The sequence below is a fragment of the Aidingimonas lacisalsi genome, from assembly GCF_008079445.1.
Taxonomy (GTDB): domain Bacteria; phylum Pseudomonadota; class Gammaproteobacteria; order Pseudomonadales; family Halomonadaceae; genus Aidingimonas; species Aidingimonas lacisalsi.
Genome location: NZ_VRYH01000014.1, coordinates 1 through 26252, shown reverse-complemented (window position 1 = coordinate 26252; position 26252 = coordinate 1). Strand labels below are relative to the sequence as shown.

Here is a 26252-nt window from a genome sequence, read left to right as displayed (position 1 = left end):
CAGGTTCTTAGACCTTTGTCTTCATGTCAATAATATTATTGACAATATGATTGATAGAGTACTACGTTTTGATGGCACGCAACAAATAAAAATCCACTTGGAGTTCACGCGATGAAAATAAAGCTATTGACCGCCACTATCATGACTGCAATGGCCCTACCAATTACCGCAAATGCCGAGTATTCGGCTGGCGATGAAATCAGGGTATTGCAGGGGTTCAAGGCCGGGGGCGGAAGTGATGCGTTGGCGCAATTGGCCCAGCCTTATTTGAGCGATATTCTCGATGTCGAGTTCGTCAATGAGTACATTCCCGGCGCTACCGGTGGCATTGCATGGACCCGCTTGGCCAAGCAGAGTCCGAACGATGGCACGGTGATCAGCATCACCAATACCCCAATGTTGATGACTAATTACCTCATCAACGAAGAAATGCAGTACAACGTCGATGAACTGACGCCTATCGCCAATGTGATCACCGATCCGGGGATCATCGTGGTTGGTGAGGATAGTCCGTACGATACCGTTGAGGATCTCTTCGAAGCTGCTGAAGAATCACCGGGCACGGTGACCGTCGGTAACTCTGGTGTGGGCGGGGATGACTATTTCTCGACCATTATGGTCGAGCGAGCATCCGGCTTGAAGTTCGAGAAGGTTCCCTTCGAAGGGGATGGTCCTTCCGCCACTGCAGCTATGGGTGGCAAGATTGATGCCAGCTTCAATAACGTCGGCATTGTCTACAGTCAGATCCAGTCCGGTGACCTGAAGCCCTTGGCGGTATTAGCCGAAGAACGTCTCGATATGATCCCGGATGTGCCCACGTTGAAGGAGATGGATATCGACGTCGTGGCTGGGTCATCACGCGGGTACAGTGCGCCTGCCGATATCCCTGATGAGGCACGTCAGAACCTCATAGAGGCGTTCGAGGAGCTAGCCGAAAATGAGGAATTCCTGCAGCAAGCGGAGGACAGCGCGTTCAATATCGATGTTGTGACCGGAGAGGATTACGAACAGATGATTACTGATATGGAATCCGAGTATCAGGATATCTGGGAAAAGGTCGAGGACGACGCCTGACACCTTGATTGGGCTTCATTATCCATAGGAGGTTAATGTGAATACGAGCCGCTTGGTCATGGGATTTTTTGGCCTGATACTCGCTGGATTTTTCTATATTAACGCATTGGGCTATCCGGGCGAAGCGGCTCAAATGCCCATCATATATTCCGTGGCGGTCGCTATCCTTTCCGGGTTTCTCATCTTGGGCGAGCTGACCAGGAAAAGGACCGTCACGGAGCAGGGAGGTGAGCAGGACAAAAGCCAAAGTGATACACCGAGATTCGATAGAATGTGGCGCGTGGCGAGTGTCTACCTGTTGAGCGTGGTCTATCTGATCGCAATCCGCTATCTCGGCTACATCGTGTCTACCGTTCTGTTCATGTCCATTGTCCTTTTGACGGTACGAACCGTGTCTCTCCGGTTTTCGCTCATCGGCATCGGGGGGCTCACGGCCGTTGTCGGCGTGGTGTTCCTGGGGTTCCTCAGGCTACCCATTCCGCTATTTCCCACCTTTCTATAGCACACTGATCCTAGTCCGATCGGGAGACTCTCAATGGACTTGGCACTGATTTTGGGTGGGCTGACCAATGTTCTCTCACTCACGAACATCTCACTGGTTTTACTCGGCACTTTGCTCGGGCTGTTTGTCGGCGCGATGCCAGGGCTTTCCGCCACCATGGCCTTGGCGCTGCTGTTGCCGCTGACCTTTACGCTTGAGCCGGCTACTGGACTCAGCATGTTGGCGGCGCTATACGTCGGAGCTTCCTATGCCGGTTCCATCGCCGCCATCCTGCTGCGCACGCCGGGTACCCCCGCTGCAGCGGCCACAGTCATGGACGGATACCCGTTGTCTGAGCAGGGCCAAGCGGGCAAAGCGCTGGGCATATCACTGTTCTCGTCGTTTTTCGGTGGGCTGATGAGTGGTGTAGCACTGCTCACGGCAGCACCACTACTCGGGGTCATGGTGCTCGAATTCGGCCCTGTCGAACTCTTCGCCATTGCTGTGCTGGGCATGACCATCATCGGCTCACTGTCGCAGGGCTCGGTCGTTCCAGGCTTACTCTCCGGCGGTCTGGGATTGCTTGTCAGCACCGTGGGGATGGATACCACCACCGGCACGCCACGCATGGCATTCGGCAATATCAACCTGTTCTCCGGGATCGACTTCACTGTCGCCTTGATCGGTTTGTTCTCTGTGCCGCAGGCGCTGCTGTTAATTGAAAAGACCGGCTCACCGAGCAAGGTGGCGAGCGCTATCAAGGACCGCCTGGTACCGAAGATGTCTGAACTCAAACGATTGATGCCCAACATCTTGCGCTCTGGCTGCATCGGTATCGCCACGGGGTTAATTCCGGGAACCGGCGGCGATACGGCGAGCTGGTTCGCTTACAACGAGGCCAAGCGTTTTGCCAAGGACAAGTCGAGTTTCGGCAAAGGCAACATCGCCGGAGTAGCGGCGCCGGAGGCGGCCAATAACGCTGTAGTGGGTGGGGCGTTGGTCCCGACCATCGCGCTGGGAATTCCTGGCAGTTCTTCGACCGCCATACTGCTAGGTGCATTGATGGTGCAGGGCATCCTGCCGGGACCTAATCTGCTCACCGACCATGGCGAGATTACCTTTACCCTTATCTGGGCGGTGATTATGGCGAATATCGCGTTGTTAGTGGTCGGGTTGATGTTTACCAAACTGTGCGTGAGCGTGACGCGCATACCCGATGGGTTCGTGGCCTGTGCCATCATTACGTTGTGCATCATCGGCTCCTTCGCGATCAACAACAACTTCTTCGATGTCGGGTTGATGCTGGCTTTCGGCGCCTTCGGCTACTGGATGGTCAAGGCCGATATCTCACCAGCGCCTATGGTGATTGGACTGATTCTTGGTCCGGTCATGGAGAAAAGTTACAAGCAGTCGATGCTGATTGGTCAAGAAAGTTTCTGGGTCTTTCTCGAAAGCCCCATCGCCACCGTGTTGCTCCTGATCGCTCTGCTGTCGTTTTTGCAGGCCACACCTTTCTTCCGCTGGATCAAATCGCTGTTCAAGATGATCCGCTCTCAATAGACAAGACGAACTAAGGAGAACCCATGACTCGTATCACTGATGTGCGCGCTAGGACTGTCAGCGTGCCGCTGGACCAACCTACCAGCTTCTCCAACCGCCGCGTACTCAAGCGCGATTATGCCTTGGTGGAAGTAGCCGGTGACGACGGCCACGTCGGCATCGGCTTCTGCTATGGCGGTAGCAATGCCGGTCAACTGGTTACGTCGGCGGTACGTGAGTTGCTCAAACCCGTGTTGCTGGGACAGGACACCCACCGCGTGGAAGGGCTATGGCGTGAGATGTACCAGGAGGCGCTGCTGCATGGGCGTGCCGGCTCGGTGATGCGTGCCATCAGCATTGTCGATACAGCGCTCTGGGATCGTAACGCCCGTGCGGCCGCACTGCCGCTCTACAAGTTGCTCGGGGCCAACGAGACTGAAAGCGTTCCAGCCTACGCCAGTGGTGGTTATTACTTGGAAGGCAAGACGCCGCAGCACTTAGCGGATGAAATGCGTGGCTATGTAGACCAAGGTTTCAAGGCAGTGAAGCTGAAGGTGGGGCGTGAGCGTTTGGCCGATGAAGAAGCCCGCCTAGCAGCCGTTCGTGAAGCTGTGGGGCAGGACGTCTTGGTAATGATGGATGCCAACAACGCTTGGCGCGACCTACCGTCGGCGCTGGCTTTCATGCGCATGGCTGAACCCTACAACCCCTACTGGATCGAGGAACCGTTCAGTCCCGATGATATCGACAATCACCGCCGTCTGGCCGAGCGGACTCCGGTACCGGTGGCCACTGGGGAGATCGAAGCCGGGCGCTGGCGCTTCAAGGAACTGCTGGACAAGGAAGCGGCGATGATCTTGCAGACCGATGCCGCGGTGTGTGGCGGAATCACCGAGTTTCGTCGAATTACTGCCACCGCCGCCAGTTATGGTGTCGAGGTGTATCCGCACTGGTTTCATGATCTGCATGTGCATTTGGTGGCAGCGGCTCCCAATGCGCCCTTCGTCGAGTTCTTCGCCGATGACCAGGTCCTGAATTTCCGCCGTCTGATCGACACCCAGCTCGAGTTCGCTGATGGGAATCTGTCGCTACCGACCACGCCAGGACTAGGCTTCGACTTTGATACCGAGGCGCTCGCTCGCTACGCGATCGACGACTGGCAATAACTATCATCAATCCGAGGACACTATGAATCAGCCTCTCCATACTGGTCGCGTATGGTCACCCGTGATCACACCATTTGCGGACGATCTGTCGGTGGATTCGCAGCGTTTCGTCACGCACTGTCGCTGGTTACTCGAAAACGATGTCGATCTGGCCATTTTCGGGACCAATTCTGAAGCCAACTCGCTGACACTAGCCGAGAAGCGTCAGCTCATCGATGCTCTCGCCGAGGCTGGCATCCCCGGTGAACGCCTCATGCCTGGCACCGGAGGCTGCGCTATCGGCGATACGGTGGAACTCACGCGCCACGCCGTCGACAACGGCTGTGCCGGGGTGTTGATGCTGCCGCCATTTTATTACAAGGGAGTCTCTGATGAGGGGCTATTCCGTTATTTCTCGGCGGTCATCGAGCAGGTGGCGACATCGTCACTCAAGGTCTTTCTTTACCACATCCCGCCGGTGTCGCAGGTACCACTGACACTAGGGCTCGTCGAGCGTTTGCTCAAGGCTTACCCCGGTACTATCGCCGGGATCAAGGACAGTTCGGGAGATTGGGACAATACCCTAGCGATGATTCGCGCATTTGGTGAGGAGATCGACATCTATGCCGGCAGCGAGCACTTCCTGCTCGATACCTTGTGTGCCGGTGGGGCAGGGTGCATAAGCGCCACAGCCAATGTCAATCCCGGGCCGATCGCCGCGCTCGCACGTACTTGGCACGAGGAGGATGCCGAGTCCCGACAGGCGGCACTGTCCGGCCTGCGTCGTGAATTCGAACGTTTCCCGATGATACCCGCACTCAAGGCGGCAACGGCCCAGTACAGCGAGGATGCCCAGTGGCGTCGCGTGCGTCCCCCGCTGGTCGAGCTTGATGACACGCAGTGCCAAGCGCTCAAGAGTGCCCTCGATACCCGAGGCTTCGCCATGCCGGGACGTGTTGGCTTCCCGATAGCATGAGCCGGGCGCTCGTTTGACGGAAGGAGATCTATGCGAAAGCGGGTCGTGGCGGTAAGGCGCCCGGCTGTGCCACCTGGGCAGGGCTAGCGCCCTGCATCGCGGTTAAAACCGCTCCTACAACCCCATGATCACGGCATTCCATCGGCACTGGTTGTCGTAGGAGCGACTTCAGTCGCGATGGCGCCGTAAGGCGCCCGGCGGTGTCACAGGGCAGGGCTTATCGCCCTGCATCGCGGTTGAAACCGCTCCTACAGCCCTATAACCACAACACTCTACCGGCACAGGTTGTCGTAGGAACGACTTCAGTCGCGATGGGCCTCACAACCCCATAACCAGGCATTCTATTGGCACCGGTTGTCGTAGGAGCGACTTCAGTCGCGATGGCGCCGTAGGCGCCCGGCGGTAGCACAGGGCAGGGCTAATGCCCCACATCACGGTGAAACCACGTCTACAAATCTCACATTTATGAGAGCATATTGAACATATGATTGAGGATTATTCCAATGGAAGGCAGGTAGAGCGCAATGCTCCCTTTGTTCGCCTATTAGACTAAAGCTGGTGAACCGATTGATAACCCATTAATAATTCATAAAAATCATAAAGTTAATTGAATTTTCTCCCTCCTTCCATGACCTAGAAAACCAGTATGTACGCGATGATCTGATGATCAATGTCTTTTCATATGTTTCTTTGGTGGTATGTTGTCAGGAGTGCTCGTCGACGCGGTAGCGAGCGCGCCACCAAAGGAGCTTTGCATGTCTGAGTCTACTTCTTCTCTAAAAATTGCGATCGGCGGTGATGAAGCGGCCTTCGAACTCAAGGAGATATTGATCGCGCATGTCCGTGACCTGGGCCATGACGTTGAGGATTTCGGTACCTTTGATGCGGAACCGGTGCTGTATCCGGATATTGCTGTGGCAGTGGCCGAGGCTATCCAGGAAGGGCGCTGCGAGCGTGGAGTGCTGCTATGTGGTACCGGCATCGGCGTGGCCATTTCGGCCAACAAAGTGCCTGGGATTCGCGCCGCCCAGGCTCATGACACCTATTCTGCCGGGAAAGCGCGCACCAGCAATGATGCCCACATCGTGACTTTAGGGGCGCGTGTGATCGGCCCTGAGTTAGCCAAGGATATCGTCTCCACCTTTCTCGCCAAGAGTTTTCCCGGTGGTGCATCCGCGCAGAAGGTCAAGAGGATAAGCGAGTACGAGGCGCGCTTCACTAACGCTTATTGAGTCAGTGACATCGGTCTTCAGTGTGGGGCGATTTGTACATAAGCCTGGGGAATGTTTGTGATCATTTGTTGTTTATGTGATCGAATATTCTCTCTTTTCTGCGACGTCTTCGCTAACGAATTTTCTATTTTCTCTTTTCTATCAAAATATTGTGTTCGTATTACACCAATGTCTAGGGGTGGGGTGCTTGCACTGGGTCCGATATCGATTAGGCTTTTTGTGTGTTCATAAGAACATATAAAAATCAAATGTTCGGCTGTTTGGAACAACGCATGGCATCGCTGCAGAGGCACGTTCGACAAGCTGTCATCGTTCTGAAATCGCGCCATGGACGAGCGCTACACAACAAATCATGACGAGGTGGTCATATGAAAATGGTAAACGCTAGTCTCATCGCCGCTATCGGACTGCTGTCTGCCGGCAGCTTGCAAGCAGAAGAGGTCGGGCCTGGCCAGGAAACCGCGGATAGCTATCGCTTCGTGCTGGTACCTAAAGTTGTTCACCCCTGGTTCGACCGCGTCAATCAAGGGGCTCAGCAAGCCGCCGATGCGATCGAAGCGCAAACCGGGGCAGACGTCGAAGTGCAATACAGCGCGCCTACATCCGCCAGTGTCACCGAGCAGAATCAGATCATTGAGCGTGCCATCTCGACTCAACCAGACGGCCTCATCGTTGACCTGCTTGATCCCAGCGGTAACCGCATGATGCTGGAAGAAGCCTTGGATCAAGGGTTGGGTGTGACGATCTTCGATTCCTTGCCACCGGAAGGCATGCAGTTGACCAGCGTTGGTAGTGACTACTGTGAGCAGGCCGAAATGGCAGCCAACCGCTTAGTCGAGTTGCTCGATGGAGAAGGCCAGGTCGCCATCATGATGGGGGTTCCCACTGCGCCTAATCACGCAGAACGGGCGCGTTGTGCCGAGGCGGTATTCGACTCCCATGAGGGTATCGAGGTCGTGGCCACCGGGGTCGATAACGACGATATCAATACGGCTCAGCAGCAGGCCTCGTCCATCATGCAGGCTAACCCGGAGCTCGATGGCTGGGTGGCTTGTGACGCAGCGGGGCCGGTGGGTATCGGTCAGGCGATCAAGGAAGCCGGCAAGGTGGGTGACGTGCACCTGGTAGGCCTCGATGACCTGAGCCAAATGCTGGTGCTGATCGAGGAAGGCGTGGCGGATTCCTCTTCGGCATCGCGTCCGCTGATGCAGGGCTACTGGTCGGTAATGAACATGTGGCAGGAAACCACGGGTGCCGTTACGCCTGATCACATCGATACCGGCAACATCATGATCACTCCGGAAAACGTCGCTTCCTTCAAACATTGACCCTTGCGGGCGGTGCGCCGCCCGTGATTTCGCCATGGGGAGGGCATTATGGCGTACCTCAGTGTAGACCGTGTCAGTAAGGAATTCCCCGGGGTCAGAGCGCTGGACGATGTGTCACTTGATATCGAACTCGGACAGGTACACACCCTGGCCGGCGAGAACGGGGCCGGAAAATCGACGCTGGTGAAAATGCTGACCGGTCTGGACCGCCCCACGGATGGACGCGTGATCATTGGAGCGGAGGGGCCTGGCGAGCAGGATTCTCATGAAGCCATTGCTTATGTCCCGCAGGAAATCAACTTGTTCGTCAACATGACGGTAGCCGAGAACCTGTTCATGCCGTTTTCACGCACCCACCCGGGTATGGGGCTTTTTAAGCGCAGGAATCTAGAGCGTGAAGCGCAGAGTTGGATCGAGCGTTTTAATATCCATGCGCGGCCCAGCGACAAGGTGACGGACATTTCGGTTTCGGATCAGCAGCTACTACAGATTGCCAGGGCCTGTACCAATGAACACATGAAGGTGCTGATTCTGGATGAGCCGACTTCGGCACTGACTGATGCGGAAGTGGACAGAGTGTTCGCGGTGGTGCGCGATGTCGTGGCATCCGGATGTGCCGTGGTGTTCATCTCGCATAAGTTCGATGAAATGTTTGCCATCAGTGATGTCATCAGCGTGCTCCGCAACGGCCGGTTGAGAGCCACATGCCAAGCTGATGAGCTCACGCAAGACCAACTGATCGAACTGATGTCCGGTGAGGAAATCGATACCGACACCAGGCTGCAGCCCGAAAGTTCCCCCGGTGATTTGTTGCTGCGTGTCTCTGGATTGAGTGGCAAAGGCTTCGAGGACGTCTCCTTCGATTTGAGGCGTGGTGAAGTGCTGGGCTTTGCCGGTTTGGTTGGCGCCGGCCGGTCAGAAGTCATGCAGACGTTATTAGGCTTTCTACCGAAACGTGCGGGCGAGGCCGAACACCGGGGGCGGCCCTGGAAGTTCGGTGATACCCGCTACGCCGTCCGTCAGGGGCTCGCTTACCTGTCCGAGGATCGCAAGTTCCACGGCATCTTTCCCGGCCAGAGCTTGCGGCGCAACATTGGCATGTCGCTATTCCATACCACCGGGAAAAAGGGCGTCATTGCTGCCGGGCGCGAACGCGGCATAGTCCATGACATTATCGCATCCTATGACATTAAAACGTCGACTATCGATAAGGATATCGTCTTTCTTTCCGGCGGCAATCAGCAGAAGGCCATTATTGGCCGTGCCATGGCCTGTTCGCCGGATATTCTCATCTTCGATGAGCCCACCAAGGGCATCGACATTCGCACGAAAATGGATATCTATCGACTGGTCAAGGAATTGGCTGAAAATGGAGTGGGCGTGATTTTGGTGTCGTCGGAAATGGACGAACTCAATCGCTGCGCCAGCCGTATCATTACTATGTACGAGGGCCGAATCAGTGGAGAATTCAACACCGAATCAGCAACCAACAACGAACTCATCGCAGCCATCCATGGACACACAACGGAGGAACCCGCTGCATAGCCTGGTCGCTGCCGCAGGCGGTAATTCGCTGAGTAGCGTGATTGCCGTGTTATTCGTCATCGTTGGTCTATCGGCGTTGATGTCGGACAATTTTTTATCGTCCTATAACATGGTCATCATCGCTAGAGCACTGGCGTTTATCGGCATCATAACCATCGCCCAGTCAATGCTGATGATCCTTGGCGAACTCGATCTTTCCCTTGGGGCCATTGGCGGTTTCTGCGGTGTGGTTGGCGGTATCTTGATGGTTCGTGTCGGGCTTCCACCGTGGATTGCCTTCATTGCCTGTCTAGCGATCGGCGCGGCTTTCGGTGCCATAAACGGCTTGTTGGTCACCTTGCTCAATTTGCATTCCTTGGTACTGACCATCGGTATGGCAGGTGTTTATGGCGGCCTTAACCTGGTGCTGACCAAAGGTGTCGCTATCACCGGTATTCCCACGTCCATTGGGTTCCTCGGCAGTGGCACGATTTTCGGCTTGCCTATGCCTTTTCTGATCATGCTGGCATTCCTGATCCTGGCCTGTTTTCTGACGTTGAAAACCCCATTCGGCCGTTACATGTACGCGGTGGGCAGTAATACGCCGGCGGCACGCATGTTGGGAATTCCGGTGGATAAGGTACGGATCGGCGTTTTTACCTTTGCCGGTTTTCTGGCGGCACTTGCCGGAATGCTGATGGTGGCTCGCCTGGGGTCCGCCCAACCATCCATCGGTGACTCTTGGGTGTTGGCACCTATCGCGGCCTCCGTCATCGGTGGGGTGCCTACGACCGGTGGGATCGGTTCGCCGTTGGGCGCCATTTTCGGTGCCGCGATCATAGGCGTGATTGAAAATCTCATTGTGCTATTGGGTGTCTCGCCCTACTGGCAAACCATGGTCAGTGGCGCCATCGTCGTCATCGCCATTTCCTTGGATTCCATCTCACGGCGCTACTTCAAACGCGCCTGAAAACCACCGCCTATACCCGCTGTATAGGCGCTGAACGTATGACAAGAACGTACTAGATGAGAGTACGACAAGAGAGTACGACAAGAACGTACGACAAGAAAGTGCGATAAGACAGTACGATAAATTGATGCTAGAGGAGGGGTTATGGGTATTCGCTTCGCCACTATCGCGATAGGTTTGGCTTCCTTGATCAGTGCCGGCTCGGTCTTGGCTCAAGATGCTGAATCAACCTTCGAAGGACAGGACGATTATCGTTTCGTCATCATCCCGAAAGCCGTGGCGCCGTGGTTCGACAAGGTGCATGAAGGCGCGGATCTCGCCGGGGAGATGATCGAAGCTCAAACGGGGGCGGAGGTGGAAATCGTCTACAACGCTCCGTCTGAATCAAAGGTGGCCATTCAGAATCAGATCATAGAGCGGGCTATCTCGACCCAGCCTGATGGTATCGCCATTGATCCGCTGGACGGCAACGCCAACAAGGCCATACTCCAGGAAGCGCTGGACCAGGGCATCAAGGTGGTGATTTTCGACTCCTTCGCCCCGGAGGGACTCGAGGTTTCCAGTGTCGGGAACGACTTCTGTGAACAGGCCAAGACCGCTTCTCGACGCCTGGTCGAGCTCATCGATGAGACGGGCCAGGTAGCCATCATGATGGGGACGCCATCGGCACCGAATCACGCCATTCGTGTTCGCTGTCACGAAGAGGTGTTCTCCGAATACCCGGATATCGAGGTCGTCGCCAAGGGGATCAATAACGACAGCATCGTCGAGGCACAGAATCAGGCGCTAACGATCATGCAGGCCAACCCGGAGCTTGACGGCTGGGTGGCATCGGAAGCGTCGGGCCCGATCGGAATCGCCCAGGCGATAACCGAAGCCGGCCTGGAGGATCAGGTGCATCTGGTAGGGCTCGAGAAGTTGCCCGAAATGCTGGACTTGATCGAGAACGGCCGAGCCGAAGGCAGTGCGGCGAACCGACCCATCGATCAAGGCTACTGGACCGTTACCACCTTGTGGCAACAGATGCTTGGGGTAAGAACGCCGGTCTATATGGATACCGGGGTGGACTTGATTACTGACGATAATCTCGACGAGTTTCGTTGAGTGCCAATCTTGTCTGTCCGTCTGTTTCTGGAGCACGCTGCGGGACAATAACCATGACAAAACTGTTCAATGATCCCAGTGAATTTTCCGAAGAAGCCCGCCTAGGTCTAGTGGCGGCGAACCCCGATATCCTGATGGCCGTCCCCGGCGGGGTGGTGCGACGCACCAGGAGTCGACCGGGGTCCGTGGCTGTCGTCATCGGTGGCGGCAGTGGTCACTATCCAGCCTTTGCGGGGCTGGTCGGCCAAGGGCTGGCGCATGGTGCGGCGATGGGGAACCTCTTTGCGTCGCCTTCCGCCCAGCAGGTCTATTCGGTGGCCAAAGCGGCCGATAATGGGGGTGGGGTACTCCTGTGCTTCGGCAACTATGCGGGTGACGTGCTGCATTTTGGGCAAGCTCGTGAGCGGCTCATCAAAGAGGGCATTCCTTGTGAGATCGTCACTGTCACCGATGATATTTCCAGTGCCTCGTTGGCGGAGATGGAAAAGCGGCGCGGCATCGCTGGTGATCTCACCGTGTTCAAGGTCGCCTCGGCGGCGGCCGAGGCCGGCAAGTCTCTGCAAGACGTAATGGCAGTGGCACGCGAGGCGAATCGCCGCACACGTTCATTCGGTGTGGCGTTTGATGGTTGCACGTTGCCGGGTGCCGACGATGCGCTTTTTCATGTGCCTGCGGGGCGCATGGCCCTTGGGCTGGGGATTCATGGCGAGCCAGGCATCAGCGAGCAAGATGTCCCCAGTGCCGACGACCTGGCGGGCCTGCTGGTCGAGCAGGTCCTGTCCGAGGTCCCCGAGGGCGTGTCGCGTGAGGGCAGCCGCGTCGTCGTGTTGTTGAACGGCCTGGGAACCGTCAAATACGAGGAACTCTTTGTCGTCTATCGGCGTGTCGATGAGCTGTTGCGTGCAGCGGGTCTCGTGATCGTCGAGCCGGATGTCGGTGAACTGGTCACCAGCCTGGACATGGCCGGTGTGTCTCTGACCCTATTCTGGCTGGACGATGCCATGGAACCACTATGGCGAGCGCCGGCCCATGCGCCGGCTTACCGGCGAGGAAACATAGTCCCTGCAGAAGCGTTGGATCCGACCGAGACCGCGCAAGCGATCACACGCAATGTGCCGGAAGCCAGCGATATATCCAGGCAACTAGGCGAACGTATCGTCGAAGCGTTCGAGATACTCGTCGCCACGGTGGATGACAACGTCGATGAATTCGGCCGCATCGATGCGGTGGCGGGTGATGGAGATCACGGGATAGGCATGCAGCGGGGGTGTCATGCAGGGCTCGATGCCGCCAGGGAAGCCTCGGCACAAGGCGCCGGCGCGCAAACCGTGCTCGAATTTGCGGCAGACGCGTGGGCGGATCGAGCCGGCGGCACCTCAGGTGCCATCTGGAGCGTGATATTGAGCTCCATCGGTGACGTGCTCGGCAATGAGCATGCATCCAGTACCAAGCAACTGGCTAAAGGCGCGACGGCGGCGCTGGAAAACGTCATGAAGTTTGGCAAAGCCGAGCCCGGCGATAAAACACTGGTCGATGTGCTCGGGCCGTTTGCCGAGGGGCTGCGGGAAACCATGGATCAAGAGGCGGCCAGTGCCTGGCAATATGCGGCAACGCGCGCCACGCAAGCGGCCGACGCCACGTCGGAAATGCTGCCTCAAGTGGGGCGTGCACGCCCGCTCGCGGAAAAGAGCTTGGGAACGCCGGATGCCGGAGCCGTATCGCTGGCCATGATTATCGAAGCCATCACACCGGTAATCAAACGCTGCGGCTGATGCATTGATGAACGAACCGTGCCAGGCAAGCCGATGAAATGTGCTGAGTACTGAGTGCCCGTGACTCGCTATGTCACATCGCGGCATCAGCCAAGGATAGCAGGGTAATGTGGTGAGTGATCGTCAAGGCAGTACCGAGATTGATCTGATAACCGAGATATCCACCTTGTATTACGTACAAGGGGCGACACAAGAAGTGATCGCGAACCGCTTGGGGCTCTCTCGCATACGGGTGGGACGGCTGCTCAAGCGTGCCCAGGCGGAAGGGATCGTCGATGTGCGAGTGCGTCAGCATCCTACGGTGAGTGCTGAACTCGAATGGGAATTCAAGAGGCGCTTCTCTATCAAGCGCGCCTTGATATCGTTGGATCATGCGGATGCCGATGGGCAGCGTTCGTCAGTGGCGAGCCTGGTTGCCGATCATATGTCGCGAACCCTGGCCGATGGCCACATCGTCGCGGTCGGTATGGGGCGCAATGTCGGGGCGGTAGCCGACAATGTGTTCGGTGAGGATCGTCTCGGTGTGTCGTTCGTGTGTGCCATTGGCGGCTCGTTGCGGGCAGGCGAGTACATGAATCCTGACCATATCTGCCGGCGTTTAGCGTCCAAGTTCGGCGGCGAGAGCGAGACACTGTATGCACCAGCGTTAGTGCAGAATGCTGACTTGCGCGATGCCTTCCATGAAAACCACACCGTACGGCAGACACTGGATCGGGCACGCCGTGCTGACACGGCCCTGATCGGGGTCGGTGATGTGAGTGAAAACAGCAATATGGTGCGTATGGGCTGGTTCTCGCCCAGTGAAATCGCAGAAGCACGATTATCCGGCACCGTGGGTGACGTGATGGGTTATGACTTCATCGACATCCACGGCAACCCCTCACTGACGCCGATGCAAGGGCGAGTTATCGGTTTGAATATCCAGGACCTGGTACGCATTCCCGATGTGATCGCCATTGCCAGTGAGCACACCAAGGCAGTAGGCATCCTGGGGGCGTTGCGCACCGGCGTGATCGATACCCTGGCGACCAGCGCCACCAACGCACACACGATCATTCGGCTTGACGAAGCGACGCGAACAGGCGGTGAAATCCCGCCTGATCTGGCTGACCTAGCCTAATGCAGCCTTCTACAACCCCATAACCCGGCATCCCACCGGCACTGGTTGTCGTAGGAGCGACTTCGGTCGCGATGGCGCCGTAAGGCGCCCGGCGGTGTCACAAGGCAGGGCTCACGCCCTGCATCGCGGTTGAAACCGCTCCTACAACCCCATAACCCGGCATCTCGCCGGCACCGGCTCTTGTAGGAGCGACTTCAGTCGCGATGGCGCCGTAAGGCGCCCGGCGGTGTCACAGGGCAGGGCTCACGCCCTGCATCGCGGTTGAAACCGCTCCCACAAACCCATAACCCGGCATTCCATGGGCACTGGGTCTTGTAGGAGTGACTTCGGTCGCGATGGGCCTCACAAACCCATAACCCGGCATTCCATGGGCACTAGGTCTTGTAGGCACGACTTCAGTCGCGATGGGCGGCGCAGGCGCCCGGTAGTGGCGTTTATGGCATTATTATATAAGATAGTATTAATTTAATGTGGCCGCTGCCACACCGTCAGGGAGTGGCATACAAGCATCCGGGACCATCAAGCCAGGGAGGGCAACGACATGGCCCAGCACGACAACAGCTACATCGGGACATCGATGAAGCGCTGGAGGTATAGGGGCGTATGGTCGAATGGTTGTATGCTGATGATCAGGGCGACCTGCGCCGCGCCTTCACGGCCTGGTTGAAACGCGTTTGGACGCCACGCCAGGCCCCCGAGGAAGAGTGGCAACCCTTTGAGCGGCTGGAAGAGCTTCAGGAGGTATACGACATGTTGCAGGAACGTACCAGCCAATGGCCGCAACGCTGGAAGCAGGAAGGTCTCCACGAAGGCAGGCAGGAAGGCCGTAAGGAAGCATTGTACGAGACTGCACGTAACCTGATGAGAACCACCCACCTGGACGACGCAGCCATTGCGAGCGCGACTGGTCTACCGATCGAAGACATCACCTCATTGCGAAACGGAATGTAGGATCGGTTTCAGTTGCTATGGCCTACAACCCCTTCATCACGGCGTTCCATCGGCACTGGTTGTCGTAGATGACATCTTCGATTCGACGGTCCAGATAGATATCTCCTCAACGGGGAATTAGCAGTACCAATCCGGAAATCAGTGCGAACGATAATACGCTGATACGCATTCGACGGGCATCGAGGCGGTGGTGAGCCAGTCGGCTGATCACGCTTCCGAGAATCAGCGCTGGGAGCAGTGCGAGTGCCCAGAACCACTGGTGTAGTTGGAACTGGCCGGAAAGGGCAAGAAGCATCAAGGAGATGATCTCGCCAACCAGGAAACAGAGTGCAATGGTGGCTCGCAGCTCGGGTCCTGGCTTGTGTTGGTAGAGTAGTGCCAACGGTGGTCCGCCCACACCGGTGGCAGTTTCGGTCACGCCGGTTACCACGCCCACTGTGGCGCAGGCTCCGCGCCCAGGCTGGAATACTGGGGCGAAGATCCCTGCCAGCACAGCGAGGATCGTTGAGGCGCCGATCAACTGGTTGAGGCCGTTGGTGGACACCACCGCAAGAATGCCAAGACCGGCAAGGGTACCGGGCAAGCGGCCCAGGCTAACCCAGCCGACCCCTCGCCAGTCGATGGCGTCGCGCTCGCGCAGCCCCACGTAAGCATTGAGCGGCAGCATCAATATCAACAACGCGACTGGCAGCAGGTCGGGTCGCAGCAATCCCATGACAGGCGCCACGATCAGGGCAAAACCGATCCCCACAGCGCCCTGGATAAATGCCGCAACGCCGGTCGCCAGGGCCAGTATTATGAAGGTAAGAAGTGGCTCCATCACTATTTCTGTCCTGCCGTTATGTGACGTCCCGAGCGGCGGGAAAGGAGCTCAGCAGCCGTTGGATGTACCCGGTATATAGGCGCTTCTTCTACGGCCTTGGCGGCTTCGCGTGCTTGACGTAGCAGTGCTCGACCATCCCATTCCACCGGCCAGCCCTGCCATAGTCGTAGCCGACCGTTGGTGAATACGGCGTCAATCTGGTCGCGATTGGCATAACGCACGAGTTCCCATGGACGATCCCAGGAGGGCGTCATTTCCGGCACGTCGATGTTGACCAGAAGGAAGTCGGCGGCGCAACCCGGCTTGATCTCGCCGGATAGGCCGGCGAGACCCGCGGCATCGGCGCCTCCGCGGGTGGCATGGTCGAGCCAGCGCCAGCCCTCGCCACAGGATGCATCGCCCGTGGTCATGCCGAAGGCCAGACGCTGGCTGGTTTCTGCAGCATCCATCAGGCGAAAGCCATCGCTGCGGGTGGCGTCGGTTCCCAGTCCGAAACGGATGCCTAGAGCCGCCATCTGCAGTGCCGGTGCCACGGCATTCCCTTTCCAGGCGCTGGCGACAGGGTTGAAAGCCACGGCGGTATCGGTATCACGCAGCAAATTAAGTTCATCGGGAGTGACCAGCGTGGCATGGGCCACCAGTGCCTGGGGACCCAGGGCGCCCACAGTGTAAAGATGCTCCAGCGGACGCTGGCGTTGTGCCACCAGCGAGCGTTCCACGGCCTGAAGGTGCTCGTTGACGTGGGTCTGGAAGATCGTACCGGCTTCCCAGCACAGGTGTGAGGCAGAGTGCAGCATGGTATCGCTGGCCACTTCAGGGATCGATACCGCAAGTGAGGGGCGTACCAGGGGGTGGTTTTCCCAGCGAGCCAGATGGCGCTCACCTCGCTGCAAGATCGCCGCGTCCATGTCCGCATCAGACACATTGGCGGTGCCTCCCCGGTTGTTACAGATCATCCCCAACACGCAGCGGAGTCCCGTCTCCTCGGCGGCTTGAGCAATGGCGGTGGTATCGGCAGGGGAGCGGGTACCGGCGTCGACGACGGTCGTAAAGCCACCACGCAGTGCCTCAAAGGCCGCCAGCTTAGCCGAGAGATGTACCATTTCCTCGTCGAGGCTGGTCTCCAGAGGAATCCAGATGCGTTTGAAGATTTCCGATGGTTCGCCGAATACCAGTGACTTGCCCAGTGATTGAGTCAGATGGTGGTGGGTATCGATCATACCCGGCATCAAAAGCTGGCCCGGTAGCTCGATGGGGTCGAGGTCGGGATAGCGTCGGCACAAGGCCTCGGCGTCGTCCACCGCCTGGAAGACACCGTCATCGATCAGCACGGCCTGACCGTGCAGGCAGCCTTCGGCCAACATCACTTCCTCGGGAAGTAGCAGTAATGTGCCGTGTGTCAGACACTCCGGAAAACGCAGTGAGGTATTCGAGCTCGCGATCGACATGGATCAGTCTCCCTTGGAGGCTTCGAGGGGGGACGGTGTATCGTTGCCTTGGCGGTCTCGGCGAGGGGCGCCCAGGTGATGGAAGAGGATATTGACCAACACGGCGGTCAGCGTGCCCATGGCCAGGCCATTACCCAACACGATCTGCAGATGCTTGGGAAACGCACTGTAGAAGTCCGGCACCACGATAGGCAGGATACCCATGGCCAGGGCAGTGGCGAGGGTGAACATATTGCCGTTCCGGTTAAAGTCGACCCGACGCAGGATGTTGATGCCCATCACGCCGATGATGGCGAACACGATCACGGCAGTCCCGGCTACCACGGCGGTAGGAATCGCATGAGCGAGTCGTCCAAGTGGCGCGCACAGGGCCAGGAAGATCAGCATAGCGCCGGCGGTGATGGTCACGTACCGGGAGCGCACGCCGGTGGCGCGGATGATGCCGATGTTCTCGCCACTGGTAATGATCAGTGAGGTCCCGAAGCAGCCGCCAATCAATGAGCCGAGTGCGTCAGCACGGATATTGCGAGGCACGATAGCCTTATGGTCGCCTCCACGTTCGACGATTTCAGCAGTCGCCAAGGTCTGGCCGGTGGCTTCAGTCATCGAAACCACGCAAAAGATAAGTAACGGCAGCGAGGCAATAATATCGAACTTGGGCATGCCGAACGGGAAAGGCTCAGGGATGGCGACCAGAGGCCCGTCGACTACACCTGAAAAGGACATGGCCCCTGTGGCGAACGCCACGGTGGCTCCCGCCAGCAGACCTAACATCACGCTGATGCGTTGCCACATGCCGGTGCAGCAACGCGCAAAGAGCACGGTGCTGCCGATCGTCACCAGCGCCAGGGCAATGCTGCCCATGCTGGCGAATCCTGGCGAATCGGGTTGCCCCGTAATCAGGCCACCGAAGATACGAATCAAGTTGATTGCCACCAGCAGTAGCATGGTGCCGACGACAATGGGCGGAAAGAACTTCAGCACCCGGGTGAAGAAGGGCAGGGCCAGGAAGTAGAACGCGCCTGTCAGGATGACCGCTCCGGTGGCGGTCTGCAGGTCCGTGGCTTGCGCGATGGTCAGGAAAATGGCCAATGGTGCACCGCCGGGCACCTGAATGAACGGCAAGCGGGCCCCGAAGCCCAGAATGCCGACCGATTGCAGAATGCCGGCGAGGCCGCAGGCCAGGAAGATCGCGCTCATGAGGCTGACGGTCATGGTATCCGGCAACTCGAGCGTATTGCCGATCAGGAAGGCGGCGGTAATCGGTGCTGCGGCCATCACCAGTACGTGCTGGAAGCCATACAGGAGAAGCTTGCCCAGTGGTAACCGCTCGTCGGCGGGTTCCACCTCGCTGTGGGGAGGAGTCGGAGAGGTATTCATCATGGAGCCTCTTGTTGTTGTGGTGTCCTGTCACCCTAGCGGTGCCTTTCCGTTCTGGTCCATAATAATGTTTTGCATTCATCGTTGCCGAAAAGGCAACAGTGGGAGGATTGCATGAACCTGTTGCTGCCCGGGCTTCGCTATTTCGAGGAGGTGGCACGACAAGGGTCGCTGCGCAAGGCATCCGAGCAGTTGCATGTGGCCGCTTCGGCGATCAACCGGCAGATTCTCAGACTGGAGGACGAGTTGGGGGTCCCTCTGTTTGAGCGGTTGCCGCGTGGGTTACGGCTGTCACCGGCAGGAGAGCTGATTCTCTATCAGGTGCAGCAGTGGCAGCGCGACGAACGCCGTCTGCAGGAGTACCTGGGGGAGATTCGTGGCACCGGTTGTGCCGAGGTGCGTGTCGCCACGATCGAATCACTGACTGACCAGTTGTTACCTCGTGTGCTGTCTGAATTCAGTGGCAGTTTCCCGCGGATACGTTTCATGATGGTCACTGGATTGACTGACGACATACTCGAGCAAGTCGTGAGTGGTGATGCCGACATTGGCCTATGTATGAATCCCCCAGCGACGCCCAAGGTTCGATTTCTCGAGAAGGTGGAGTTGGAATTCGGAGCGGTATTGGCCCCACACCATCCCTTGGCCGAGCGAGAAGCCTTGTGGCTTCGGGAATGCCAATCCTATCCAGCGATCTTGCCCGGTAACGAGATGTTCCACGGTTCGACGCTGCAACAGGTGTTGGCTGCGGCGGATATCGAACTGGACCCATTGGCGACAGGCAATCGTATTCTCGGCCTGAAGTCGCTGGCACGCGCCGGCTTGGGGATTGCCTTTCTCAATCGGCTCGACGTCGCCAGGGAACTGGCTCAAGGCGAATTACTGTTCAAGCCGCTTAAGGATCGTCATATCGCCAAGGCCCGGCTGGTGTTGTGTACCCACAGTGACCGAGCCCTGCCGATGGCCACTGCCGTGCTGGTGGAGCAACTGCGTGAAGCCATGCTTGCTATTGAGCCCGGTTCCTGAAACTCACCTAATAGCAGGGTGAAGTGGTCCAGTTGGAGTGAGCATTTGGACAAATGGAGCCAAAGTCCCTCACCTCACCTTGACTCCGATTCAGCAATGGCGTTCATGCTTCTCTAGATATGGGGCCAACCGGCGCTTTTCATTGTTGTAATCGATGCTTGATGGTGCAGTGTCTTTTGCGGGATAGAGGGATTGTGCAACCAACAATAGCGTTTACGCGTCTGTTCCAGGTCTTCTCCTGATTCCACGAACGGCTGGCCAACGCCCGCAACGACTTCCAGCACCAACAGATGCGGCCTGGGGCGGCGTGATCGACAAGCTCGCCGACAAGGCCCATGTCGGCGATCTCTGGAAGGCGCTGCGGCTACCTCAGCAGCGTCGTTATCATCGCCATTTGGCCAAACGAGTCGGCCTCGGCAAGATCCTCCATCGTGTGGGAATAGAGCATCGCCTTGCCCAAGTGGAAGACCGTTTGTTCATTGGCCATTGGGAAGGCGACACGGTGCTCAAGAGCCATAAGGCATCGGGTCTGGTGATGCTGGTTGAGAGTCGGAGCGGATACCTGCAGGCCGCCTGGCTGCCGTGCATTACGGTCCAGGGAGCCGCCAGGGCTTTGACTGCTCCTCGCCCTGAAGAGGGTGTCGCGAAAGGGGCAAAGCCGTAAAATGACTATTTTATCTGCCTGAGAGCTTACTGTGTCGACAGCATGTATGCCCACACCCGATGACAGGCAATTCGTGCTTTTTCAGGCATCACCTGCCTCTGCCACTCCGTCTTCCCGCGTCTCGGCAGCTTCGTCAGGACGGCGCTTCATACAAGGTGATGCCAAGGCGATTTTCCTGGGCATGACACCGCTTGAAGATCATCTGTAGCAGTCAGGGGTTCGCGCTCCTTTTGTGGTGGCCAACCTGCTGGATGCCCAGGATTGGACGCCCTTCGAGGATCGCTATGCCGCCACAGGGCGCGCACCCTATGCGCCACGCGCGATGATGGGGTTGATTCTCTACGGGATCATGCACGGGGTCTCATCGTTGCGCTCGCTGGAACGGCTGGCACGTGTTGATCTGGGCGCCATGTGGGTGACCGGAGGCATTGCCTCCGATCATGCCAACATCGGACGCTTGATCTGTCTGCATGAACAGGCACTATCTCAGACGTTTGTCGAAGACCTGGCTCGTACTGTTCTGGCCAGGACCGGGACATCGACCGCATGCCTGGCACTGCAGCAGATCATGACACATCCGGGTGCTCAGACCGTATTTCGACAACGAAAGGCCATGGTCGAGCCGGTTTTTTCACGACTACGTCAGCAACAGGGGCTGCCTCGCTTCCGACGCCGGGAGCTTGCTGGCGTTAAGCGAGAGTTTGCCTTGCATGCCCTGGCCTACAACTTGGCTCGCGCGGTAGCGCTGAGCCTATATCGTATTTTATGGGTCCTCTGGTGGAGATACCTGGGGCGTTTTGCCTGACGAGGGAAATGATCTCGGCTACCCCGGTGCCCGGCATTGTCATGTTCCCATCCTCGGCATCGCAGAGGGCCTGTTGAGTCATGAGTCGTTAAGCGATTTGCGACACCCTCTTCAGGGCGAGGAGCAGTCAAGTGCTTGGCCCAGCGTCGGTATTGTCGTCAATCTTTGGCGCATGTCTCACTCCGTCATTGCAATACCAGTGGCTGGTAACGGACAGGCAGATTAGTCTGGACAGCTAGTAGGCAAGAGATTAGTCATGGCTGCGGCTTCACTATGTACGCTAACGAACATAGAATGTCGCCAGTCACCCTATACTGTTAAAGGCCTGACAACAGGGCGCGATCATTATCCGTTTGGTGACGTACGTAGTCGCCCGACGCTGGCGAACAAGGGAGGGCTTGGGATGTCGGTACCACAGTTCAACCCTCGGAGCCAGTTGCTGGCACTATTGCCGGATGACGAACTGGCGCGGCTGCTACCCCATCTTGAGCGAGTGACGTTGCCGTTGGGGAAGTCGTTGTGTGAATCCGGCAGCGTGATGCAGCATGCCTATTTCCCCCTGGATGCCATCGTTTCGCTGCTTTGCGTGATGGAAAACGGTGCCTCGACGGAAATCGCGGTGGTCGGTAATGAAGGAATTGTTGGCGTGTCATTGTTCATGGGCGGTGAGACGACGCCGAGTCGGGCTATCGTGCAGAGTGCCGGCGAGGCCTACCGTCTCGAGGGGCAGAGCCTCAAGGATGAGTTCTATCGTGGCGGTGTGATGCAGAGGCTGCTGCTTCGCTATACCCAGGCGTTATTGACGCAAATGGCTCAGACGGCGGTCTGCAATCGCCATCACACTGTCGACCAGCAGCTCTGTCGCTGGCTGCTACTGAGTCTGGACCGCCTGCCGGGTGACCAGTTGATCATGACCCAAGAACTGATCGCGAATATGCTGGGCGTGCGTCGGGAAGGCGTGACCGAATCGGCAGGCAAGCTCCAGCGGGCGGGGCTGATTGACTATCATCGTGGACATATCACCGTGCTCGACAGGATGCGTCTCGAAGGCAAGGCCTGCGAGTGCTACGCAGTCGTCAAATGCGAGTACGATCGTTTGCTGGATGGCCGAGCCGTGATGTGATCCTTACCTATACACCGCGCCATACTCCTCTTGCATCGTCTATGTGTGCTAGCGTGCCGACGCGTGTTTTACATCATGCTAACCTGCAGTTATATCGCCTGAGCGCAGTCTCTTAGGATCTCGGTCTGCAGTCGACATTGAAATCATCATGTGTTTTTCATGCCGCTTGCCAAGTACGTCGACGCCGGAGCAGCCATGGCCCCCCGCCCTGTTTTTCCCGCTGCCAATCAGCTGCTTCGCGAGCTGCCTTCGAATGAGCATGCTGCCTTCATGGCCGATTGTGAGCCTGTAACCCTGATGTTTGGTGAGGTACTGGTTGAGCCGGGCGGATTCATCGAGCAGGTCTACTTTCCCGTCGATGGTTTCATTTCGCTGATCGTCAGTCTCGACGGCGGCGATCGATTGGAAGTGGCAATGGCGGGGCGTGAGGGCATGATGGGGGTGTCGCTGCTCCTCGGCGTTGAGGAATCTCCGCTGTGTGCACTGGTGCAAGGCGCCGGCATGGCGCTGCGTATGGATGCCACTCGATTTCAGCGTCTGCTGCCATACTGTCCCGTGCTGCAGCAGCGGCTGCAACGCTACCTTTATGTGCTCATGAATCAGCTCGCCCGAACGGCTGCCTGCACGCACTTCCACCAAGTCGAGGCACGGCTGGCGCGCTGGTTGCTGATGACCCAGGATCGTGCCGGCTCCAACAGGCTGCAGCTGACCCATGAATTCCTTGCAGCGATGCTGGGTGTCAGACGTGCCGGCATCACCCAGGCTGCAACGGTGCTGCAAAAACGGGCGTTGATCAGCTACCATCGCGGCAATATTATTGTGCTTGACCGGCCGGGCCTGATCGAAGTGTCCTGTAGCTGTTATTTCGCCGACTGTTCACTATACTCGCAGGTGTTGGACGATCACCGTTGATGCACCTATTGCAAGAGTGACGGAGTAGGGAAGCGCTGATTTGAGGAACACCTTCCTGCGTCGGTATTCGGCAGCCGTGGGCCCGAACACCTGCCTTCAGGTGCCGGTTGATCAGCCTGAGCATTGGCTTGTCCGGCGTACGCTGTTTCAACCGTGCTATCAGGTGATCATGATTCCCCCGGTCGAAGATGGCGTCGAGGCCCAGGTCCACAACCACAACTCTGTTCCGGCTCTACCGGGCGCAGCGTTGTGCGTATCGAATCGCCTGGTGTGCGGAACGTCCCGGGCTAAAGCCATAACTGAGTGGGTGGAAGCGGGACTACCGGTCTGCCTGGACCACCTAGGCCATCGCCTGCTGGATAAAACAGTCCAATACGGTAGGCATACCCAGCGAGCGAGCACCGCCGTTATCCCACCTCATTCCCTCTGATGAATGAAGTGGGATAATACCACTTTCAAAGACACCTTCGTTTTCTTTACAGAATGGTCGTATATTGGGAACCACACCAGAATAGGGTGTCGTGCCGGGACCTATTGATTGCTTTCCCTGTCATTGACGGGGCAATGCGGTTGCATTACCTTAAGTGCATTACTTTTGCATTGCCAATGAGTGGAGGCTAATCATGAACACGACCATTGAGGATGACTCCACCCTGACGGATCGCTATCAGACCACCGTTCCGTTATCGGTTCGTCGTGCGCTGAAGCTGAAGCGCCGCGATCGGATTCACTACATGATTCGCCCCGATGGGGAAGTGGTGCTCTCTCGCGCCCGCGATGAGTCCAGCCAAGACCCCGTGATGGCGAGCTTCCTGGCCTTCCTGGAGCGCGATCTGAAGGAGCACCCGGAAAACATTCGTCCTGTCACTGCCAGCACCTTTGCCGAGGCCGAACGCCTGACGGCAGGCATTGAGGTAGACCTCGATGAGGAACTGTCAGAGGATGACAACGACACATGAGTCCTCTGGGGATAAACGGATGGACGATCTACGCACATCCGCTATTCCTGGAGCAGGTCGATGCGCTCACCAGTAAGGTGAAGCGACTCCAGGAAAAGGATCCGCTCGGATATCGCAGCAAACCGGCCACCAAGCGTCTGGCGGCGATTGTGAAGCTGGCCAAGAACGACATCCCACAGGACCCGGCAGGCCCTCAGTATCGCCAAGGAAACACCCTCGGGGCTGAGCACACCCATTGGTGCCGGGCAAAGTTCTACCAGCAGTACCGGCTTTTCTTTCGTTACGACCTTGCGAGCAAGATCCTCATCTACGCCTGGGTCAACGACGAATCCACCAAGCGCGCCTATGACAGCAAACAGGACGCTTACGCTGTCTTCCGGAAGATGCTCCAGAACGGTAACCCACCGGATAGCTGGAATGACTTGTGGAGAGCGGCCATCAGTGATGGCGAACACATCAAAGCGCTTCTGGAGGCAGAGGATGATGAGCCTTGATTTCGACATGCTGGGGGAGGGGCGGCACCTTCGTTATCCGTCCCCCAATTAGCCAGCCACGTCGTCAGCGGTCGCGTGCAAGCCGGTAGTCCTCCCAAGCCCTTAGCGTGTCCTTCCTGAAGGTCTCTCGCCCTCCCTCCGCTGACCCGGCCGCCATGGCTGTCGATGCTCAGGCATCATAGAAATCAATCCTACCTTTTCTGTACATAGAAAGATTTGCGCGGTTTCTTTACGGAAAACCAGCTCCATAGAGAGCCCGGGAGGTGTCATTTTTAGAAGACGGCTGCACAGAACGTCAGAAGCCGAATGCACCACGGCAGCGGAGGGGGGAATCCATAAGGCAACGAGGGTGGCAGCCAGCCGAGGCTGGGCGGTCTCAATGAGCAAGTGCAACACCCGACCCATCCGGTATGGTGCTGCCATGACTCACTGTTATTGCCACCTCACTGCGGCAGACCGAGCGGCTATCATGCTGATGCTTATCAGCCACTCGATCCGCGCCATCGCACGCCAATTGGGTCGTGCACCCAGCACCATCTCCCGGGAGCTGGTACGCCACACGGGTCCGTCCTGGCAAGCACTATGACGCCAGTCTCGCCGGGTACCGAGCCCGACTGACACGTTGCCAGTCTCGCCGCTGTCTTAAGCTGCATCTCGACAATGATCACGGTGTTTCTCGACATGCAGCGCAAGCACGAGCCGGTGATCTTCGCCGTTCCGGGCCATGGCAAGGCCGCCATCACGGCCTTCAGCGCCTTCCTGGCGGCGCATGGAGGCGACCCAGACAACGTGGTCGAGGTGGTCTGCGACATGTCTCAGGCCTTCCTGAGCGGCGTTGCCGAGAATCTCCCCAACGCCGAGGTGACGGTCGATTGGTTCCACATCGTGCAGACCTTCACCAAGGCGCTGGATGGGGTCCGCAAGAAAGAAGGCCGTGAGAAGGGGCATCCCAAAGCCCTCCGGTGGGCGGTCTTGAAGACCCTGGATAACGGCAACCTGACGGCCAAGCAGATCGCTGCCCTCCAGGAGCTGGTAGCCGATCAGGGGGCCACCGGCGATGCCTGGGTGATCAAGGAAAAGCTGCGCTGGATCTCCGGCCTGACCAACGCCCGTCTGGAAGGTATGAACGGTCTGTTCCAGGCGGCCCGATCACGCGCACACGGCTACCGGAACGAGGCCAACTTCATCGCGATGATCTACCTGATCGGCAGTCCCGTGGGGCGTCTGCTCGATCAGGCCAAATCCACATGATGTGACGAAGAACCAAAATTCGGGGTCCATCTCAGTAGGTTTTGCGGAGATTTCCACGCCATGTTCGCGAGCGCACAGTCAACTGCTGACTTAACGTCTAGTGTGAGGACAAGTGAGGCGAGGGAAATGCCTAAACAAGGATGTTGCACTA

24 protein-coding genes and 3 pseudogenes are annotated in these 26252 nt (G+C 57.6%); 23 read left to right on the top strand and 4 right to left on the bottom strand.

The window, feature by feature from the left end; genetic code table 11:
• Positions 1–111: 111 nt before the first annotated feature.
• From FVV99_RS17795 to FVV99_RS18885, 13 genes are all read left to right on the top strand, one after another.
• Positions 112–1074 (top strand): tripartite tricarboxylate transporter substrate binding protein, encoded by a 963-nt coding sequence (locus tag FVV99_RS17795; protein WP_148255467.1) that lies wholly within the window; start codon positions 112–114, stop codon positions 1072–1074.
• Positions 1075–1111: 37 nt separating this feature from the next.
• Positions 1112–1576 carry a tripartite tricarboxylate transporter TctB family protein gene (locus FVV99_RS17790; RefSeq protein ID WP_148255466.1) on the top strand — a complete coding sequence of 155 codons (465 nt, stop codon included), beginning with the start codon at positions 1112–1114 and terminating at the stop codon, positions 1574–1576.
• Between the two features lie 33 nt (positions 1577–1609).
• Positions 1610–3115, top strand: a complete 1506-nt coding sequence (locus FVV99_RS17785; protein ID WP_148255465.1) for a tripartite tricarboxylate transporter permease — start codon at positions 1610–1612, stop codon at positions 3113–3115.
• A gap of 23 nt (positions 3116–3138) precedes the next feature.
• The gene (locus tag FVV99_RS17780) at positions 3139–4260 is read left to right on the top strand and encodes a mandelate racemase/muconate lactonizing enzyme family protein (protein ID WP_148255464.1); all 1122 of its coding nucleotides are present in this window, start codon (positions 3139–3141) and stop codon (positions 4258–4260) included.
• 22 nt (positions 4261–4282) lie between these two features.
• Positions 4283–5215, top strand: coding sequence for a dihydrodipicolinate synthase family protein (locus FVV99_RS17775; protein WP_148255463.1), 933 nt, complete (start codon positions 4283–4285; stop codon positions 5213–5215).
• A 755-nt stretch (positions 5216–5970) separates the two neighbouring features.
• Complete coding sequence (locus tag FVV99_RS17770) at positions 5971–6447, top strand: RpiB/LacA/LacB family sugar-phosphate isomerase (protein ID WP_148255462.1); 477 nt, start codon at positions 5971–5973, stop codon at positions 6445–6447.
• Positions 6448–6815: 368 nt separating this feature from the next.
• Positions 6816–7775 (top strand): substrate-binding domain-containing protein, encoded by a 960-nt coding sequence (locus FVV99_RS17765; protein ID WP_148255461.1) that lies wholly within the window; start codon positions 6816–6818, stop codon positions 7773–7775.
• A 48-nt stretch (positions 7776–7823) separates the two neighbouring features.
• Positions 7824–9320, top strand: a complete 1497-nt coding sequence (locus tag FVV99_RS17760; RefSeq protein WP_148255460.1) for a sugar ABC transporter ATP-binding protein — start codon at positions 7824–7826, stop codon at positions 9318–9320.
• The gene (locus FVV99_RS17755; protein WP_148255459.1) at positions 9289–10269 is read left to right on the top strand and encodes an ABC transporter permease; all 981 of its coding nucleotides are present in this window, start codon (positions 9289–9291) and stop codon (positions 10267–10269) included. The genes FVV99_RS17760 and FVV99_RS17755 overlap by 32 nt, the downstream gene beginning before the upstream one ends.
• A 144-nt stretch (positions 10270–10413) precedes the next feature.
• Complete coding sequence (locus FVV99_RS17750) at positions 10414–11373, top strand: substrate-binding domain-containing protein (RefSeq protein ID WP_148255458.1); 960 nt, start codon at positions 10414–10416, stop codon at positions 11371–11373.
• Between the two features lie 53 nt (positions 11374–11426).
• On the top strand, positions 11427–13145 hold the full coding sequence (locus FVV99_RS17745; RefSeq protein WP_148255457.1) for a dihydroxyacetone kinase family protein: 1719 nt from the start codon (positions 11427–11429) through the stop codon (positions 13143–13145).
• Between the two features lie 112 nt (positions 13146–13257).
• Positions 13258–14265, top strand: coding sequence for a sugar-binding transcriptional regulator (locus tag FVV99_RS17740; RefSeq protein WP_148255456.1), 1008 nt, complete (start codon positions 13258–13260; stop codon positions 14263–14265).
• Positions 14266–14868: 603 nt separating this feature from the next.
• Positions 14869–15216: an RpnC/YadD family protein gene (locus tag FVV99_RS18885; RefSeq protein ID WP_236645464.1), complete on the top strand. Its 348-nt coding sequence runs from the start codon at positions 14869–14871 to the stop codon at positions 15214–15216.
• 106 nt (positions 15217–15322) lie between these two features.
• Here the strand turns inward: FVV99_RS18885 and FVV99_RS17730 are convergent, their stop codons facing one another.
• The 3 genes from FVV99_RS17730 to FVV99_RS17720 are packed head-to-tail and all read right to left on the bottom strand — an operon-like array spanning position 15323 to position 18870.
• Positions 15323–16036 (bottom strand): sulfite exporter TauE/SafE family protein, encoded by a 714-nt coding sequence (locus tag FVV99_RS17730; RefSeq protein ID WP_148255455.1) that lies wholly within the window; start codon positions 16034–16036, stop codon positions 15323–15325.
• A gap of 2 nt (positions 16037–16038) precedes the next feature.
• Positions 16039–17487, bottom strand: a complete 1449-nt coding sequence (locus FVV99_RS17725; RefSeq protein WP_148255454.1) for an amidohydrolase family protein — start codon at positions 17485–17487, stop codon at positions 16039–16041.
• Between the two features lie 3 nt (positions 17488–17490).
• Positions 17491–18870, bottom strand: a complete 1380-nt coding sequence (locus tag FVV99_RS17720) for a uracil-xanthine permease family protein (RefSeq protein WP_201745156.1) — start codon at positions 18868–18870, stop codon at positions 17491–17493.
• Between the two features lie 111 nt (positions 18871–18981).
• Here FVV99_RS17720 and FVV99_RS17715 point away from each other — a divergent pair, with 111 nt between their 5' ends.
• Positions 18982–19893: a LysR family transcriptional regulator gene (locus FVV99_RS17715; RefSeq protein ID WP_148255453.1), complete on the top strand. Its 912-nt coding sequence runs from the start codon at positions 18982–18984 to the stop codon at positions 19891–19893.
• 137 nt (positions 19894–20030) lie between these two features.
• Here FVV99_RS17715 and FVV99_RS19135 read toward each other — a convergent pair.
• Positions 20031–20135, bottom strand: a pseudogene (locus FVV99_RS19135) (IS481 family transposase); the annotation flags it as partial.
• Positions 20136–20218: 83 nt separating this feature from the next.
• Between FVV99_RS19135 and FVV99_RS17710 the strand changes: the two are divergent.
• The 9 genes and pseudogenes from FVV99_RS17710 to FVV99_RS17670 all read left to right on the top strand — a co-directional run.
• Positions 20219–20521, top strand: a pseudogene (locus FVV99_RS17710) (IS30 family transposase); the annotation flags it as partial.
• Positions 20522–20603: 82 nt separating this feature from the next.
• Complete coding sequence (locus FVV99_RS18595; protein ID WP_161599045.1) at positions 20604–20765, top strand: hypothetical protein; 162 nt, start codon at positions 20604–20606, stop codon at positions 20763–20765.
• Positions 20766–20789: 24 nt separating this feature from the next.
• Positions 20790–21362: a transposase gene (locus tag FVV99_RS17705; RefSeq protein WP_148255451.1), complete on the top strand. Its 573-nt coding sequence runs from the start codon at positions 20790–20792 to the stop codon at positions 21360–21362.
• 403 nt (positions 21363–21765) lie between these two features.
• Positions 21766–22485, top strand: coding sequence for a Crp/Fnr family transcriptional regulator (locus FVV99_RS17700; RefSeq protein ID WP_148255450.1), 720 nt, complete (start codon positions 21766–21768; stop codon positions 22483–22485).
• A gap of 159 nt (positions 22486–22644) precedes the next feature.
• Positions 22645–23397 carry a Crp/Fnr family transcriptional regulator gene (locus tag FVV99_RS17695; RefSeq protein WP_236645463.1) on the top strand — a complete coding sequence of 251 codons (753 nt, stop codon included), beginning with the start codon at positions 22645–22647 and terminating at the stop codon, positions 23395–23397.
• 623 nt (positions 23398–24020) lie between these two features.
• Positions 24021–24356 (top strand): type II toxin-antitoxin system PrlF family antitoxin, encoded by a 336-nt coding sequence (locus FVV99_RS17690; protein ID WP_148255449.1) that lies wholly within the window; start codon positions 24021–24023, stop codon positions 24354–24356.
• Entirely contained in the window at positions 24353–24850 is a 498-nt protein-coding gene (locus tag FVV99_RS17685; protein ID WP_148255448.1) for a type II toxin-antitoxin system YhaV family toxin, read from the top strand. Before FVV99_RS17690 ends, FVV99_RS17685 begins: the two co-directional genes overlap by 4 nt.
• A 442-nt stretch (positions 24851–25292) precedes the next feature.
• Positions 25293–25415 (top strand): annotated as a pseudogene (locus FVV99_RS19115) (helix-turn-helix domain-containing protein); the annotation flags it as partial.
• 95 nt (positions 25416–25510) lie between these two features.
• On the top strand, positions 25511–26101 hold the full coding sequence (locus tag FVV99_RS17670) for a transposase (protein WP_236645462.1): 591 nt from the start codon (positions 25511–25513) through the stop codon (positions 26099–26101).
• Positions 26102–26252: the final 151 nt, after the last annotated feature.

Excerpts from the sequence above, each read along its gene's own strand:
- FVV99_RS17795 (WP_148255467.1), top strand. The coding sequence starts at position 112 with ATGAAAATAAAGCTATTGACCGCCACTATCATGACTGCAATGGCCCTA.
- FVV99_RS17785 (WP_148255465.1), top strand. The coding sequence starts at position 1,610 with ATGGACTTGGCACTGATTTTGGGTGGGCTGACCAATGTTCTCTCACTC.
- FVV99_RS17780 (WP_148255464.1), top strand. The coding sequence starts at position 3,139 with ATGACTCGTATCACTGATGTGCGCGCTAGGACTGTCAGCGTGCCGCTG.
- FVV99_RS17775 (WP_148255463.1), top strand. The coding sequence starts at position 4,283 with ATGAATCAGCCTCTCCATACTGGTCGCGTATGGTCACCCGTGATCACA.
- FVV99_RS17770 (WP_148255462.1), top strand. The coding sequence starts at position 5,971 with ATGTCTGAGTCTACTTCTTCTCTAAAAATTGCGATCGGCGGTGATGAA.
- FVV99_RS17765 (WP_148255461.1), top strand. The coding sequence starts at position 6,816 with ATGAAAATGGTAAACGCTAGTCTCATCGCCGCTATCGGACTGCTGTCT.
- FVV99_RS17760 (WP_148255460.1), top strand. The coding sequence starts at position 7,824 with ATGGCGTACCTCAGTGTAGACCGTGTCAGTAAGGAATTCCCCGGGGTC.
- FVV99_RS17755 (WP_148255459.1), top strand. The coding sequence starts at position 9,289 with ATGGACACACAACGGAGGAACCCGCTGCATAGCCTGGTCGCTGCCGCA.
- FVV99_RS17750 (WP_148255458.1), top strand. The coding sequence starts at position 10,414 with ATGGGTATTCGCTTCGCCACTATCGCGATAGGTTTGGCTTCCTTGATC.
- FVV99_RS17745 (WP_148255457.1), top strand. The coding sequence starts at position 11,427 with ATGACAAAACTGTTCAATGATCCCAGTGAATTTTCCGAAGAAGCCCGC.
- FVV99_RS18885 (WP_236645464.1), top strand. The coding sequence starts at position 14,869 with ATGGTCGAATGGTTGTATGCTGATGATCAGGGCGACCTGCGCCGCGCC.
- FVV99_RS17730 (WP_148255455.1), bottom strand. The coding sequence starts at position 16,036 with ATGGAGCCACTTCTTACCTTCATAATACTGGCCCTGGCGACCGGCGTT.
- FVV99_RS17725 (WP_148255454.1), bottom strand. The coding sequence starts at position 17,487 with ATGTCGATCGCGAGCTCGAATACCTCACTGCGTTTTCCGGAGTGTCTG.
- FVV99_RS17720 (WP_201745156.1), bottom strand. The coding sequence starts at position 18,870 with ATGATGAATACCTCTCCGACTCCTCCCCACAGCGAGGTGGAACCCGCC.
- FVV99_RS17715 (WP_148255453.1), top strand. The coding sequence starts at position 18,982 with ATGAACCTGTTGCTGCCCGGGCTTCGCTATTTCGAGGAGGTGGCACGA.
- FVV99_RS18595 (WP_161599045.1), top strand. The coding sequence starts at position 20,604 with ATGCCCACACCCGATGACAGGCAATTCGTGCTTTTTCAGGCATCACCT.
- FVV99_RS17700 (WP_148255450.1), top strand. The coding sequence starts at position 21,766 with ATGTCGGTACCACAGTTCAACCCTCGGAGCCAGTTGCTGGCACTATTG.
- FVV99_RS17695 (WP_236645463.1), top strand. The coding sequence starts at position 22,645 with ATGCCGCTTGCCAAGTACGTCGACGCCGGAGCAGCCATGGCCCCCCGC.
- FVV99_RS17690 (WP_148255449.1), top strand. The coding sequence starts at position 24,021 with ATGAACACGACCATTGAGGATGACTCCACCCTGACGGATCGCTATCAG.
- FVV99_RS17685 (WP_148255448.1), top strand. The coding sequence starts at position 24,353 with ATGAGTCCTCTGGGGATAAACGGATGGACGATCTACGCACATCCGCTA.
- FVV99_RS17670 (WP_236645462.1), top strand. The coding sequence starts at position 25,511 with ATGATCACGGTGTTTCTCGACATGCAGCGCAAGCACGAGCCGGTGATC.